General features: G+C 63.3%; 11 protein-coding genes. 7 read left to right on the top strand and 4 right to left on the bottom strand.

The window, feature by feature from the left end:
- Positions 1-206: 206 nt before the first annotated feature.
- Together DC522_RS11175 and DC522_RS11170 are read left to right on the top strand one after the other, a co-directional pair.
- Positions 207-2084 carry an ABC-F family ATP-binding cassette domain-containing protein gene (locus DC522_RS11175; protein WP_116528784.1) on the top strand — a complete coding sequence of 626 codons (1878 nt, stop codon included), beginning with the start codon at positions 207-209 and terminating at the stop codon, positions 2082-2084.
- A gap of 153 nt (positions 2085-2237) precedes the next feature.
- The gene (locus tag DC522_RS11170) at positions 2238-3461 is read left to right on the top strand and encodes an MFS transporter (RefSeq protein WP_116528783.1); all 1224 of its coding nucleotides are present in this window, start codon (positions 2238-2240) and stop codon (positions 3459-3461) included.
- Positions 3462-3595: 134 nt separating this feature from the next.
- Here DC522_RS11170 and DC522_RS11165 read toward each other — a convergent pair whose 3' ends face one another.
- From DC522_RS11165 to DC522_RS11150, 4 genes are all read right to left on the bottom strand, one after another.
- A complete protein-coding gene (locus tag DC522_RS11165; RefSeq protein ID WP_116528782.1) occupies positions 3596-3976 on the bottom strand; it encodes a hypothetical protein in 381 nt (126 codons plus the stop codon).
- Between the two features lie 3 nt (positions 3977-3979).
- Positions 3980-5527 carry a S10 family peptidase gene (locus DC522_RS11160; RefSeq protein WP_116528781.1) on the bottom strand — a complete coding sequence of 516 codons (1548 nt, stop codon included), beginning with the start codon at positions 5525-5527 and terminating at the stop codon, positions 3980-3982.
- An 84-nt stretch (positions 5528-5611) separates the two neighbouring features.
- Positions 5612-6064 carry a DNA polymerase III subunit chi gene (locus DC522_RS11155; protein ID WP_116528780.1) on the bottom strand — a complete coding sequence of 151 codons (453 nt, stop codon included), beginning with the start codon at positions 6062-6064 and terminating at the stop codon, positions 5612-5614.
- 147 nt (positions 6065-6211) lie between these two features.
- Positions 6212-7702: a leucyl aminopeptidase gene (locus tag DC522_RS11150; RefSeq protein ID WP_116528779.1), complete on the bottom strand. Its 1491-nt coding sequence runs from the start codon at positions 7700-7702 to the stop codon at positions 6212-6214.
- Between the two features lie 192 nt (positions 7703-7894).
- On the opposite strand from DC522_RS11150, the gene lptF reads away from it, so the two are divergent.
- Genes lptF through rsmA form a run of 5 tightly spaced genes read left to right on the top strand, consistent with a single transcriptional unit; the run spans position 7895 to position 14587 of the window.
- Positions 7895-9055, top strand: coding sequence for an LPS export ABC transporter permease LptF (lptF, locus tag DC522_RS11145; protein ID WP_116528778.1), 1161 nt, complete (start codon positions 7895-7897; stop codon positions 9053-9055).
- A gap of 2 nt (positions 9056-9057) precedes the next feature.
- Positions 9058-10143 (top strand): LPS export ABC transporter permease LptG, encoded by a 1086-nt coding sequence (gene lptG, locus DC522_RS11140; protein WP_116528777.1) that lies wholly within the window; start codon positions 9058-9060, stop codon positions 10141-10143.
- Between the two features lie 39 nt (positions 10144-10182).
- On the top strand, positions 10183-12723 hold the full coding sequence (locus tag DC522_RS11135) for an LPS-assembly protein LptD (RefSeq protein ID WP_116528776.1): 2541 nt from the start codon (positions 10183-10185) through the stop codon (positions 12721-12723).
- Positions 12723-13739, top strand: a complete 1017-nt coding sequence (pdxA, locus tag DC522_RS11130; protein ID WP_116528775.1) for a 4-hydroxythreonine-4-phosphate dehydrogenase PdxA — start codon at positions 12723-12725, stop codon at positions 13737-13739. Before DC522_RS11135 ends, pdxA begins: the two co-directional genes overlap by 1 nt.
- Positions 13736-14587, top strand: a complete 852-nt coding sequence (gene rsmA / locus DC522_RS11125) for a 16S rRNA (adenine(1518)-N(6)/adenine(1519)-N(6))-dimethyltransferase RsmA (protein ID WP_116528774.1) — start codon at positions 13736-13738, stop codon at positions 14585-14587. Before pdxA ends, rsmA begins: the two co-directional genes overlap by 4 nt.
- Positions 14588-14663: the final 76 nt, after the last annotated feature.

Below are 14663 nucleotides of genomic sequence, written 5' to 3'. Positions count from 1 at the left end.
CGCCTGGTGGGCCTTGAAGCGCTCCAGCAGCGGCCCGACATCCAGGGCAGGCGCGGCAAAGGATCCATGATCGGCTGACATCTTAGGCCCCATCGACTTTTCGTTACGTCGTGAATCCATACCTAAATCACGTTAGGGAAAAGCCCAAGCAAACTTCCGCAACGTCAACACCTTGCCAGCGCCCTTTTCGCAGGCCAAAAGGCGGCATGCTCCACGTCAATGATCTCACCTATCGCATCGGCGACCGGCTGATCCTCGACCATGCCTCCTTCAACCTGCCCACGGGCAGCAAGGTGGGGCTCGTCGGGCGGAACGGCGCGGGCAAGACCACCCTGTTCAAGATCATCCAGGGCGAGCTCGCCACCGAGAGCGGCAGCATCACCCTGCCCCGCGGCATGCGCATCGGCGCCGTGGCCCAGGAAGCTCCGGGTGGCCCTGAGCGCCTCATCGACGTGGTGCTCGCCGCCGACAAGGAGCGCACTGCCCTTCTCGCTGAGGCCGAGACCGCGGACGGCATCCGCCGTGCCGAGATCGAAACGCGGCTCACTGACATCGGTGCGCATTCTGCCCCCTCGCGCGCAGCCGCGATCCTCCACGGCCTCGGCTTCGATGCGGAAGCTCAAGAACGCCCCTGCTCGGATTTCTCGGGTGGCTGGCGCATGCGCGTGGCGCTTGCCGCCGTGCTGTTCACCGAACCCGACCTGCTGCTTCTCGACGAGCCGACGAACTATCTCGACCTTGAAGGCACTCTCTGGCTCTACGATTACCTGGGGCGCTATCCGCACACGGTTCTCGTCATCAGCCACGACCGCGAGCTGCTCGATACCTGCGTCAACCACATCCTGCATCTCGACCGGGGCAAGCTCACGATCTATCGCGGCGGTTACACGTCGTTTGCCAGGCAATACGCGGAAAAGCGCGAACTGACGGCGAAGATGGCGGCAAAGCAGGAGGCCGAGCGCAAGCACCTCCAGGCCTTCGTGGACCGCTTCAAGGCCAAGGCCTCCAAGGCACGTCAGGCTCAATCGCGTGTGAAGCGGCTCGCCAAGCTCGAACCCGTCGCCACCATCGTCGAAGACGACGTGCTGCCCTTCAACCTGCCGGGCCCCGAGCGCCCTGCCGCGCCGCCGCTCATCACGGTGGAACGCGGAGCCGTCGGCTATGGCGAGCGCATCGTGCTCGACCGCCTCAATCTCACGGTCTCACCGGACGACCGCATCGCGCTGCTCGGCTCCAACGGCAACGGCAAATCCACTTTCTGTAAGCTCCTCGGCGGCAGGCTCGAGCCCGTGAAGGGCGAGATGCGTACGCCAAGCCGCATGGATGTCGCCTATTTCGCGCAGCACCAGCTCGACGAGCTGAACCCGAAGGCGACCGCCTACGATCACGTGGCCGAGCGCATGCCCGACATGCCCGTCGCCAAGATCCGCGCACGCACGGCGCAGATCGGCTTTCCGGGCGCTAAGGCGGATACGCCCGTTTCCACGCTCTCCGGTGGCGAGAAGGCGCGCCTGCTCATGGGATTGGCGGCCTTCAACGGCCCTCACCTGCTCATCCTCGACGAGCCGACGAACCATCTCGACATCGACAGCCGTACAGCGCTGATGGAAGCCATCAACGACTATACCGGCGCGGTCATCCTGGTGAGCCACGACCGCTTCCTGATCGAGGCCTGCGCCGAGCGTCTCTGGATCGTCGGCAACGGCACGGTGAAGCCCTTTGATGGCGACATGGACGATTACCGCCAGCTTGTGCTGTCGGGCGAGTTCGATCCGCAAAAGCAGAACGACAAGCCGCAGGCGCCGACCGCATCCAAGGTCGATGAACGCCGCGCCGCCGCAGAAAAGCGCGCAGCGCTTGCTCCCTTGCGCAAGAAGCTGGAAGCGGTCGAAGCCAGGATGGCAAAGCTCAATGAGGCCATCGGGAAAGTGGACGCGGCGCTCGCCGACGGCTCCGCCTTCCTGAAGGATCCTGCGAAGGCAACCGAGCTTTCGAAGATGCGCGCCGAGGCAGCGGACACGCTCGCCTCCCTTGAGGAGGAATGGCTGACCGTGAGCAGCGAGATCGAAATGGCAGGTGCATAACTAATATGCCTCGCGCTGGAAGCCCTCCTCCCCCTTGTGGGGAGGAGATGGAGGCGGGGGTGTAAGCGCCGGACCTTCACGGGCTATCGCTCACACCCCCCACCCTGGCCCTCCCCACAAGGGGGAGGGAAATCAGCGGAGACCTTTGCAACGATGTTGAAAAAGCAAGACGAGGCGATAGCGCGAGCATCCTGGAAGGAGATCCCCGCCGGCATCTGGGCGCTCGGTTTCGTCTCGCTGCTGATGGATGTCTCCTCCGAGATGATCCATGCCCTGCTGCCGGTTTACCTTGTCACGGCGCTCGGCACATCGACGCTCACCGTCGGCATCATCGAGGGCATTGCGGAAGCTACCGCCTCGATCACGAAAGTGTTTTCCGGCGCGCTCAGCGACTGGCTCGGCAAGCGCAAGTTTCTCGCGGCCTTCGGCTATGGCCTCGCCGCCTTCACGAAACCCATCTTTCCCCTGGCTCCTTCCGTTGCTTGGCTCGTGACCGCGCGGTTCGTAGACCGCATCGGCAAGGGTATTCGCGGAGCGCCTCGCGATGCGCTGATTGCGGATATCAGCCCGGAGCACTTGCGCGGCGCGAGCTTCGGCCTGCGCCAATCCCTCGATACGGTGGGAGCTTTCATTGGCCCGTTCCTCGCCATCGGGCTCATGTGGCTGACGGCCAATCATTTCACGACCGTCTTCTGGGTCGCCGTGATCCCGGCTTTTCTCTCCTTCGCCCTGATCGTGTTTGCCGTTCAGGAGCCGGAGCGTCCGGAAGGATTGCGGAAAGTGCGCATGCCGCTGCACCCGTCAGAACTCGTGCGGTTGGGCGCAACCTATTGGTGGGTGGTGGCGGTCGCCGCCGTGTTCACGCTCGCGCGCTTCAGCGAGGCGTTCCTCATCCTGCGCGCGCAATCCTCCGGCGTACCGGTGGCGCTGGTGCCCATCGTGCTTGTGATCATGAACGTGGTCTATGCCCTCTCGGCCTATCCGGCGGGTGCGCTCTCCGATCGCACGGATCGGATCACGATCCTCACCATCGGCTTAGGCCTTCTCTTCGCTGCCGATGTGGTTCTCGCCTTCGCGCCCGGCCTTACCGGAATTGCGCTCGGCGTGGTGCTCTGGGGCGCTCACATGGGCTTCACGCAGGGGCTCCTCTCAACCCTCGTCGCCGACAGCGCTCCGCCCGAACTGCGTGGCACAGCCTTCGGCATGTTCAACCTCGTGACCGGCCTTGCGCTTCTGGCCGCGAGCGTGATCGCAGGCGCGCTGTGGGACAAGGTGGGTCCGCAGGGCACGTTCGTGGCCGGAGCTGCCTTCACGGTGCTGACGCTCATCGGCCTCCTGCCCATTCGCGGGAGGCTGCGGGCGAAGGACCGAGTCTGAAATCCCCTGCAAGAGCGACAGAGCCTTAGAAGATACGGGCCGAACCGGCGGAGATACTCGTGTCGATCAGGAACGCATGGATCTCGCCGACAAGGCGTGGATGCCCGAATCAAGTGCGGGCATGAGGGTTGGGCTTACGGCTTCGCGATCCGATCGAGCCGGTTGTTCACGAAGAAATACAGCTCGCGTCCGCCGGGCTCGGAATAGAGCACCTGCACCTCGCGCTGGCCCTTGCCGCTTTCGCCGACGAGCACGTCCGTCGCGGGCTTGCCTTTGAGGTGCACGAGATCGCATTCGCTGATGCCGGGCTCGATGACGGCGGCGGTGCCGGTCGAAGGGCCGGTGCAGCGCCCATCAGGTCCGAGCAGAGGGCCGTCGAAGGTCGGACCTGACGGAGCCGCGGCCATGGGTGCCGGCGCAACAGGCGCGGCAACAGGCGGTGCGGAACTCGTGCTGTTGCAGGCGGACAGACTCAAGGCGGCGAGAGCCACGCACGACAAGACCTTCAGACGCATTGATCAATCCCCGTTGGCGGCCCTGGCCTGCAGGGCTTCTTCAAAGAGCCGCTGCACGTCCGTGCGGAACGCCTGCCGCGACGCTTGCCGCGAATAGAACATGTGGCCGCCTTCGTAAACACTCAAAGCAACACGCTTCCGGGGACCGAGATCGGGAAGCTGATCGAGGAGCAGCTTGGAGGCGAAATACGGCGTCACCAGATCGGTGAAGCCGTGGGTGACGAGCACGCGCATCTTGCCGTCGAGCGCCAGTGCCTGCCGCAGCTCTTCGAGGTTTTCAGGCCCGCTCCGCCCGTTGCCCCAACGCCAGGAGCCGCCGAGGGAACCGTTCAGCAGGTTGTAGCGACCTTCCGCCTTGTAGTTCAGCGTGTCAATCATGTGATGGATGATGGCGCTCGACAAGGGCGCGGTCATCGCATCGAGGACCGGGTCCTCGAAACGAGGAGCCGGGCTCGTGGGATTGGGGTCGGCGGTCGCGACATTGGTGTCATAGGCGCTGACGATCTCGGATGAGGCGCGCCGCAACTCCCGCTGGACCGTGCGCATATCGATGCGGCCGGCCAAACGCCGCGTCAGTTCGGGATCGAGCCCACTCAGTTCGGCCACGCGGCGGCTCACGCGCTCGACAGCCTCTCTGTCCTGCAGACCGCGCATGAGATCGACAAGGTACTCGCCGGAGGCGTAAGCCTCAGCCTCGCGAAGGCTCTCCCTCGACACCGGTCCATTGCGCGATTGTGCGGTGGCAGCCAGCGACGGCAGGCGCGCAGCATTGACCCACGGCGCTCCTGCCCCCTGATCGAGCCAGTCGAAGTCGAAGACCGGCGAAACGAGCACAAGACCGCTGAAGCCGATGCCCTGATCGCTCTGCAGCTTTTGCGCCAGCAGCGGCCCACGAAAACCGCCGTAGCTTTCACCCACGAAGAATTTCGGCGAGGTCAGCCTGCCCTTTTCCTTAAGCCAGCGCGTGACGAAGGCGGCCAACCCGTCGATATCGCCCTGAACGGAGTAGAACCGCTCCCGCACCTGATCGCCACCGATCACGCGGCTGTAGCCGGTGCCAGGCGGGTCGATGAAGACAAGGTCCGTAAAGTCGAGCCAGGTCTCCGCGTTGGGCACGAGCGCCGGCGAGGTCGATGGGCTGATGGCCGGGCCATCGAGCGGCAACAGCCAGGGGCCGACGGCAAGGAGATGGAGATAGGCAGAGGATGCTCCCGGCCCACCATTCACCGCGAAAGTCACCGGCCGCGATGCGACAGCGGCATCATCCTTCGTGTAAGCCACGAATCCGATTTCAGCCTGCGGCGCGCCCTGCTGATCGGTGAGCGTCAGATGCCCCGCTGCTGCGGTAAACCGGAGCGTCCGTCCCGGCAGTTCGAGCGTATGGCGTGTTACCGATTCCGGGGGAAGCGCCTGCGTTTGAGGCTCGGGGCGTGGCCTGCGTGCCTCCTGCTGCTCGTTTTGCTGCGGCCTTTCCTGTGCCAAGGCCGCGAGAGGCATGGCCAACAATAGACAGAGAGCGGCTGAGGTGAGCAGACGGAAGGCGCGAAGCATGGCTTTTATCCTTATGGCCTTCGGGAAACTGGAGAGCCGGAGAAGGGTTGCAAGCGTTCGGATGATGACGACTTCGTGTTTTGCTCACGCCTTGCGCTGCCAGCGGCCGTAATCGTCCTGCTGCCAATAGGTCGCATCGTGGCCACCCTCCTTCACCGCCCGCCACTGATCGCGCGCAGTGGCGAGCGCCTGCACGTCGTTGCCGTCGAAGAGAATGGCGATGCGCTGATAGGAGCCGATATCCTCCGGCAGGCTTGCCCCTTCCGCCAGGAAGCGGATCGCGGCGCCGTTGGGGTTGTCGCCGCTCAATGTGATCAGGATCGGCTGGTCCGCCGCATGGGCCTCGCGGTCCGTGCCATGCGGCAGGAAGCTCTCGTCCGAAAAGGTCCAGAGATGATCGTCGAGCGCAGCCATGCGCTCCTCGGTGGTCACCTGCACCACTGCGCGCCAGCCACGCTCCAGTGTTTTCTGCAGGAGCGTGGGCAGCACCGCCTCAAGGGGCTGTTGCTGAAGATGGTAGAAAAGGATCTCGGCCATTATCTTATCGTCATCCCGGACGGAGCGTAGCGCAGATCCGGGATCGTTGACAGGATCACGCGCCACTCTCGTCCGGCGATCCCGAGCTCCGCTGATGCGGCCCCGGGATGACGTTCTTCACGGCGAAATCCTTTGCCCATCTTGCCCTCAACCCTCGTAGTGATCGCGCACGAGACGGTCGAGAAGACGCACGCCCCAACCGGAAGCCCAGCCGCGGCTGATCTCGGTCTGCGGCGAGCCCATGGCGGTGCCCGCGATGTCGAGATGCGCCCAGGGGGTATCGTTGACGAAGCGCTGGAGCAAAGCTGCCGCCGAACTCGAACCGCCGAAGCGGCCGCCGGTGTTCTTCATGTCGGCGAACTTGGATTCGATCATCTTGTCGAATTCCGGCCCGATCGGCATGCGCCACACGCGCTCGCCCGTCGCCTTGCCGGCAGCGGTGAGACGCTCGGCCAGTTCGTCGTTGTTCGAGAACAGGCCAGCATATTCCTGCGCCAGAGCCACCAGGATCGCACCGGTGAGCGTCGCCAGATCGATCATGAACTTCGGCTTGAAGCGGTCCTGCACGTACCAGAGCACATCGGCCAGCACGAGGCGGCCTTCCGCGTCCGTGTTGATGATCTCGATGGTCTGGCCCGACATGGTGGTGACGATGTCGCCGGGTCGCTGGGCATTGCCGTCGGGCATGTTCTCCACGAGGCCGATGGCGCCGACCACGTTCGCCTTCGCCTTGCGGGCCGCAAGCGCATGCATGAGGCCAACCACGCAGGCCGCGCCCGCCATGTCGCCCTTCATATCCTCCATGCCGGCCGCCGGCTTGATCGAGATGCCGCCGGTGTCGAACACCACACCCTTGCCGATGAAGGCGATGGGCTTGTCATTCGCCTTGCCGCCGTTCCAGCGCATGATGGCGACGCGCCCGCCGCGCGCGGAGCCCTGCGCCACGCCGAGCAAAGCGCCCATGCCGAGCTTCTTCATGGCCCTGTCATCAAGAATCTCGACTTCGACGCCGAGCTTGGTAAGGGCCTGAGCACGGGCGGCGAATTCCTGGGGCCCAAGCACGTTCGGCGGCTCGTTGACGAGATCGCGTGCGAGCGTGATGCCCTGCAGCACGCTATCGCGGGCCTTGTAGACCTTCTTCACGGCAGCCGGATCGGCCACGCTCAGGACGAGACGGGCGATGCCCTTCTGCTCGTTGTCGTCCTTCTTGGTCTTATAGCGGTCGAAGCTGTAGCGGCGCAGCTGGACGCCGAGCGCAATGTCGGCCACCGACTCGGGCGAGACCTCGATGCCTGGAAGGTCGAGCACGGCGGTTGCCGTCTTGCCATTGGTCTTGCCGGAGATCAGGCCACCCAGCTGGACGAAATCCACATCCTTCCGGTCCTTCTCGCCCCCGACGCCGATCACGATCAGGCGATCGACCGTCAGGCCGTTCGGCACCACGATGGTCATGGCGGACTTGGGCTTGCCCTTGAAGTTCTCCGCAGCCGCAGCCTTGACGATAAGATCGACGGCCTTGGAGCCAATCTGCTTTGCAACCGCAGGTGTTGGCTTGAGATTATCCCCGACGAAAACGATCAGATCGCCGGACTCGACCTTGCCGTGCGGCTGGAAGTCGATCTTGAAGCTGTCGGCCATGAAATCCTCTTGGTTTGGACTGTGCGGGCGTTGGACTTGGGACGCCCCTGCTCCGCTGACCGCCTTCATATAGGGCATGCCGGGCCCCGCCGTGAAATAGGCGCAATCTCGGGCTGTTGAAAACGCCCGTCTTGCCTTAACACCGGGCGACAAGGTAACCCTGGGCCTTCGCGCCCGGGGGCGAAGGGCTTCATGACACTTCTCGAACGCTACATCCTGAAAATCGCATTCAGCAGCTTTGCCGCGTGCCTGGTCGCCCTGACGGGCGTTATCTGGATCACGCAGGCCCTGCGCGAGCTCGATCTTCTGACGGGCAAGGGTCAGACGATCCTTATCTTCCTGACGGTGACGGGTCTCTCCCTGCCGGCGCTCATCAGCGTCATCGCGCCTGTCGCTCTGTTCATGGCGACGATCTATACACTCAACAAGCTGAACGGTGATTCCGAACTCATTGTCATGAGCGCGGGCGGCATGGCTCCGCAGCGCCTGCTGCGCCCCTTCATCGCACTGGCAACCTTCATCAGCATCGTGGTGGGCATGATCTCCCTCTACCTGATGCCGGCAAGCCTCCAGGAAATGCGAATGCTGTTCACGCGGATCAGGGCTGACTTCGTGGCGTCGATGGCCAAGGAGGGTCAGTTCATCACCCTGGATAACGGCATCACCTTTCATTACCGCGAGCGCGCGGGCGATGCCCTGCTCGGCATCTTTATGGAAGACCAGCGCGACAAGGCGAAGCCCATTGTCTATCTCGCCGAGCGCGGCCAGACCGTCGAACAGAACGGACAGGCCTATCTCGTGCTCGAGAAGGGCAGCGTGCAGCGCAAGGATCCCAAGAGCCGCGACTCGTCCATCGTCGCCTTCGAGCGCTATGCCGTCGACTTGGCCGCTTTCAACCAGGAGAACAACGAAATCGTCTACAAGCCGCGCGAGCGGAGCACTATGCAGCTCCTGTTCCCCGACAAGAACGAATACCTTTACAAGGTCCAGACGGGCCGGTTCAGGGCCGAGCTTCACGATCGCTTCTCGGCTTGGCTCTATCCCCTTGCCATGATGGCGATTGCCTTCGCCGCTTTGGGCGAAGCGCGAACGACCCGGCAGGGGCGTGGCCTTGCCATTGCGACCGCCATCGCGGCGGTCGTGGTGCTCCGGGTTCTGGGCTTTGCCGCCTCCAGCGCCGTGGCCCGGACACCCTTGGCCATAGTGGCCATCTATGGCGTTCCTCTGGGTGGAGTCGCCGTCTGCCTCCTGCTGATTTTCAAGGGTGCAAAGATCCGATCCCTGAATGCCAGGATCCGCTCCACTCTCCTGGCTTTGCGCCCGTCGCGTAAGACGGCCACTCAGGGGGTTTGAGCATGCTGATCGGCCGGACGCTCGGTTTCTATTTTGCGCGCCAGTTCATCAAGACGATCTTCATCGTCTTCGCAACGGTATTTGCCCTCGTCTATACCCTCGATTTCGTCGAGCTGATGCGCCGCGCAGGCGATGCGGAGCAGGCGACGACAGGGATCGTTGCCCAGCTCGCCCTGTTCCGCACCCCCGCGATTGCCGAGCAGGTTATGCCCTTCGCCATTCTCTTCGGCAGCATGGCCGCGCTCCTGCAGCTCAGTCGCAAGCTCGAGCTGGTGGTGGCGCGTGCCGCCGGCATCTCCGCCTGGCAATTCCTGCAGCCCGGCCTTTTCGTGGCGCTCCTGATCGGTATTGGGTCCGTCATCATCTACAACCCGATGTCGGCCCACCTGAAGCAGCGGGCCGCAACCCTGGAAACCAGGATTTTCTCACGCACCACTCAGACTTCGGGCAAAACCATCTGGTTGCGGCAGAAGAGCCAGGACGGGCATGCGGTCCTCCGGGCGGATGGATCCCGTACCGATACGGCAACCCTGGTCGGCGTAACCGTTTACACATTCGATCTGGATGGCGCCTTCACGCATCGAATCGAGGCCAAGGAAGCGACCCTTCACGAGGGATTCTGGGAGCTGAAGGAAGCCCGTGTCCTTTCGGTAACAGAAGAGCCCGAATCTCACGACCGGTACCTAATCGCCTCCCACCTTCAGCCTTCCCAGCTCAGACAGAGCTTCATCGCTCCTGATTCCGTGCCTTTCTGGGACTTGCGGGAGACCATCCAGCGGATGGAACGGGCGGCCATGAACACCACGGCCTACCGGCTTCACTACGACATTCTCCTGGCCCGTCCCCTGCTTTTCATCGCCATGGTTTTCGTGGCCGCATCCGTATCGTTAAGATTCTTTCGATTTGGTGGTGTAGCAACGATGGTTCTGGGTGGCGTCGCTGCCGGGTTCATGCTTTATGTCGCCACGGAGCTAATGGCGGAGCTTGGAGCTTCGGGCATCATCAGCTCGATTGTTGCGGCCTGGTTCCCTGCTGTAGTAGGCAGTCTATTAGGGACCTTGGCATTATTATACCAAGAGGACGGCTAACCCGTCCTCACATAAAGGGCGTAGGGTTTAGAAGTGGGGATGCATCGGCTCAAGGCAACGGTCGCAACGTCTGCGATCGCAGCGGCGCTTCTGTGTGCCGCTGGATCGATGCCTGCGCTTGCCCAGTCCCTTAACGAGGCCATCGGCTCCCGTCTCCAAGCCAATCAGAACGGGGATCGGCTCCTCGTTGATGCTAAGGAAATCATCTACGACAACGACCGGAACACCATTTCGGCAGCCGGCGACGTCCAGATGAACTACCAGGGCCGGACGCTTCAGGCCGACCGCGTCACCTATGACCGGAACACCGGCCGCGTCTATGCCGAGGGCAATGCCCGTCTCACCGATGCCAGCGGGGCGGTCGTCACCGGCGACCGCTTCGAGCTGACGGACGATTTCAAGAACGGCTTCATCGATTCGCTCCGGGTGGTCCAGACCACGGTCGAGAACGGCCGGACGGTTACGACCCGTTTCTCCTCGCCTCGCGCAGAGCGCGCTGCGGGCGAGACGACCACCTTCGAGCGCGGCACCTACACGGCCTGCGAGCCGTGTAAGGACAACCCGGAGCGGCCGCCGCTCTGGCAGGTCAAGGCCGCCAGGATCATCCACAACAACAGCGAGCAGACGATCTATTACGAGGACGCGACCCTCGAAATTCTCGGCCTGCCCGTTGCCTATCTGCCCTATTTCTGGACACCGGATCCGACCGTTAAGCGCAAGACCGGTTTCCTTGCGCCCCGCTATGTGACCTCGAATACCTTGGGCTTCGGGGTATCGATCCCGTTCTTCTGGGCCATCGCCCCGAACTACGATCTGACCATCGCCCCCACTTTCCTGACCCGCCAGGGTGTTCTTGGCGAGGCCGAGTGGCGGCACCGGCTTGAGACCGGCGCCTACAACATCCGCGTGGCAGGCATCTCGCAGCAGGATCCGGACGCCTTCCTCCCCAGCCCTCGTGGTCCGGGAGATCGCGATTTCCGCGGTTCGATCGAGACCGCAGGTCAGTTCTACCTGAACGAGCGCTGGAAATGGGGCTGGGACATCACGCTCGTGTCGGACAAATGGTTCCTGGAGAATTACAACATCCGCAGTGAGAGCATCAGCTCCCTCTATCTGAAGGAATCGATCTCGACCCTTTATCTGCAGGGTCAGGGCGACCGCTCGTTCTTCGACCTGCGCGGCTACTACTTCCAGGGCCTGTCCACCCGAGACTGGCAGAAGCAGCAGCCGGTCGTTCATCCGGTCCTCGACTATGACAAGCGGGTCACTCCGTCTGCGTTGGGCGGTGAGTTCGGCATCAACGTCAATCTGACGAGCCTGTCGCGGGAGGCGGCCCAGTTCGAGCCGCTGACAGCTGCGAACAAGACCACCTACAGCATCTACCAGACCTGCGTGATCTTCGATCCCGAAAGCTGCTTGGTGCGTGGTGCCAGCGGCACGATGTCCCGTGCCTCGATTACCGCCTCCTGGCGCCGGGAGTTCATCGACCCCGTCGGCCAGGTCTGGACGCCGTTCGCCTATGTGCGGGCCGACAACTTCTGGGTCTCTCCGGATTTGGACGGCTATCAGAACGCCAACCTGGGCAATTATCTCGGGGGCGACGACGATTATCTCTTCCGCGCGACTCCGGCCGCCGGTCTGGAATACCGCTATCCCTTCGTTGCCGACCTCGGCACCTCGGGGCGTCAAGTTATCGAGCCGATCGCGCAGATCATCGCCCGTCCGAATGAAACCAGGATCGGCCATCTTCCCAACGAGGATGCGCAGAGCCTGGTCTTCGACGACACGTCTCTGTTTGATTGGGACAAGTTCTCCGGCTATGACCGCGTAGAAGGCGGCGTCCGCGCGAATCTCGGCGTGCAATACACCGTCACGGGCGCCAACGACTTCTACGCTAACGCGCTGTTCGGTCAGTCCTATCAGGTGGCCGGGCGCAACTCGTTCCGCCAGGGCGATCTGGCCAATGTGGGCCTTGATTCCGGCTTGGATACCCGCGCTTCCGATTATGTTGGCCGCGTCCAAGTCTCTCCGAACAGGAACTTCGCCTTCATGACTCGCGCGCGGTTCGATCAGGAGGATTTCAACGTCAACAGGATCGAGGCGAGCGTTCGGGCGAACTTCAATCCCTACCTGCCGCTTTCCACCTCACTGACCTACGCCCGCTATGAGGCTCAGCCGGATATCGGCTTCACACGCCGTCGCGAAGGCCTGCTCGGAGCCGCCACTTGGAACTTGACCCCGAACTGGTACGTGACAGGCTCGGTGCTGTTGGATCTCGACCGCTATCTGCTTGCCCGGGAGACCTATGAGCTGGCGCTCGCCACCGACCCGGAGACGGCGGTCTACAACCGTCTGGATCGTGCCTATGTCAGCTCCATGTCTCTCGGTGTGGGCTATATCGACGAATGCACGACCTTGTCGGTCAAGTACATCATGACACCACGCTCCATCTCGACCAGTTCGGGTGAGAAGGATCGTAACCACACGGTCATGCTCAGCCTTGAGCTGCGGACCCTGGGCGAGGCCACGATCAGCCAGCGCATTGCCGGCGACTCCTCCGAAGAAGGTATCGCGGACTAGTGGCCGGGCTTGAGCGCCCTCTCCTCCTGACCCAGGGCGACCCGGCCGGCATCGGGCCGGAACTGACCCTCCGAGCCTGGCTCCAGCGCGATCAGGAGAGGCTCCCTCCTTTCGCGGTTCTGGCCGATCCCGCGCATCTGGAGCGTGTTGCAAGCGCACAGGGTTGGATTGTTCCCATCATGCCGGTGGATGCCGCGCAGGCGTCCTCCGCCTTTTCTCAGGCGCTCCCGGTCATTCCGCTGAAGGCGAAAGTATCCGCAGATCCGGGCAAGCCGGATCCGGCTTCCGCTCCCTCCGTGATCGAATCCATCGAGACGGCGGTGCGCCTTGTGCGCAGCGGTACAGCCAGCGCCGTTGTCACCAATCCGATTGCCAAACATGTGCTCTACGATGCGGGCTTCCGGCATCCGGGACATACGGAATTTCTGGCGGCTCTCGCAGCACAGGATGGGAACACGTACCATCCGGTGATGATGCTCTGGAGCGAAGAGCTCGCTGTAATCCCCGTCACCGTTCACATCCCCCTCTCCTCTGTGCCTTCGGCTCTGACGACGGAGCTGATCGTTATGACGGGGCGGATCGTAGCGCGGGAGTTGAAGGAGCGGTTCGGTCTCGCCAATCCCCGTCTCGCTCTCGCCGGTCTCAATCCGCATGCCGGCGAGAATGGTGCCATGGGCACGGAGGACCAAGCGATTATCGCCCCGGCTATTGCCACATTGCAGGCCGAGGGCATTGCGGCATCCGGCCCTCTTCCCGCGGACACCATGTTCCATGCCCGCGCCCGCAAGAGCTATGATGCGGCGCTTGCCATGTATCACGACCAGGCCCTGATCCCGATCAAGACCATCGCCTTCGACGAGGCGGTGAACGTGACCCTGGGCCTGCCTTTCGTGCGCACATCACCGGATCACGGCACAGCCTTCGACATTGCAGGCCAAGGCATCGCGCGTCCCGACAGCCTCATGGCTGCGATCAAGCTGGCAGCGCGCCTCGGCGCAGGGGCGAAGAAGCTATGAGCCAGATCGACAACCTTCCCCCGTTGCGCGAGGTCGTCCGCACTCACGGCCTGATGGCCAAGAAGTCCCTCGGCCAGAATTTCCTGTTCGACCTCAACCTCACGAGCCGCATCGCCCGCTCCGCCGGGCCTCTCGAAGACGCCACGGTCATCGAGGTCGGCCCCGGTCCGGGCGGCCTCACCCGCGCCATCCTGGCAGCGGGCGCCAAGAAGGTCATCGCCATCGAGCGCGACAGCCGCTGCCTGCCTGCGCTTGCCGAAATTGCCGATTACTATCCGGGACGCCTGGAAGTCATCGAGGCCGACGCGCTCGAATTCGACCCGCGCCCCATGGTCGGCGACGGCCTGGTGCGCATCATCTCCAACCTTCCCTACAATGTGGGAACGGCCCTGCTCACCGGCTGGCTCGCGGGCGAGGACTGGCCGCCATGGTGGGCCTCGCTGACCCTCATGTTCCAACGCGAGGTGGCCGAGCGCATTGTCGCAACCGAGGACGATCCGAAAGATTACGGGCGGCTTGGCGTGCTCTGCGGCTGGCGCACGCATGCGCGCATTCTCTTCGACGTGCCGCCCTCGGCCTTCGTGCCGCCGCCGAAGATCACATCAAGTATCGTGCATCTGACACCCAAGGCCTCGCCTCTGCCCTGCCGCATCGGCGCGCTGGAAGCAGTCACCCGCGCAGCCTTCGGCCAGCGCCGCAAGATGCTGCGCCAGAGCCTGAAGGCGATAACGCCCGATCCCTCCTCCATCATCGCCGCTGCAGGCCTTGAGGAAACGATCCGCGCCGAGAACGTGCCCGTGGAAGGTTACGTCGCTCTCGCCAATGCGTTCGACGCGGCGCGGCGTTGACGAACCTCCTCTCGCTCTTCAGGAGACCTTAACCTCGCCATCCCAATGATGAGATGGTTTCGGCAGCCTCTGACCG

Source organism: Microvirga sp. KLBC 81, assembly GCF_003075415.1.
In the GTDB taxonomy this organism is placed as follows: Bacteria; Pseudomonadota; Alphaproteobacteria; order Rhizobiales; family Beijerinckiaceae; genus Microvirga.
The sequence above is the reverse complement of the archived record's forward strand: the minus strand, read 5'-3'. Positions and strand labels throughout refer to the sequence as shown.

What these genes read in the sequence shown, in the direction of transcription:
- DC522_RS11175 (WP_116528784.1), top strand. Translation starts at nt 207, where the DNA reads ATGCTCCACGTCAATGATCTCACCTATCGCATCGGCGACCGGCTGATC.
- DC522_RS11170 (WP_116528783.1), top strand. Translation starts at nt 2,238, where the DNA reads ATGTTGAAAAAGCAAGACGAGGCGATAGCGCGAGCATCCTGGAAGGAG.
- DC522_RS11165 (WP_116528782.1), bottom strand. Translation starts at nt 3,976, where the DNA reads ATGCGTCTGAAGGTCTTGTCGTGCGTGGCTCTCGCCGCCTTGAGTCTG.
- DC522_RS11160 (WP_116528781.1), bottom strand. Translation starts at nt 5,527, where the DNA reads ATGCTTCGCGCCTTCCGTCTGCTCACCTCAGCCGCTCTCTGTCTATTG.
- DC522_RS11155 (WP_116528780.1), bottom strand. Translation starts at nt 6,064, where the DNA reads ATGGCCGAGATCCTTTTCTACCATCTTCAGCAACAGCCCCTTGAGGCG.
- DC522_RS11150 (WP_116528779.1), bottom strand. Translation starts at nt 7,702, where the DNA reads ATGGCCGACAGCTTCAAGATCGACTTCCAGCCGCACGGCAAGGTCGAG.
- lptF (WP_116528778.1), top strand. Translation starts at nt 7,895, where the DNA reads ATGACACTTCTCGAACGCTACATCCTGAAAATCGCATTCAGCAGCTTT.
- lptG (WP_116528777.1), top strand. Translation starts at nt 9,058, where the DNA reads ATGCTGATCGGCCGGACGCTCGGTTTCTATTTTGCGCGCCAGTTCATC.
- DC522_RS11135 (WP_116528776.1), top strand. Translation starts at nt 10,183, where the DNA reads ATGCATCGGCTCAAGGCAACGGTCGCAACGTCTGCGATCGCAGCGGCG.
- rsmA (WP_116528774.1), top strand. Translation starts at nt 13,736, where the DNA reads ATGAGCCAGATCGACAACCTTCCCCCGTTGCGCGAGGTCGTCCGCACT.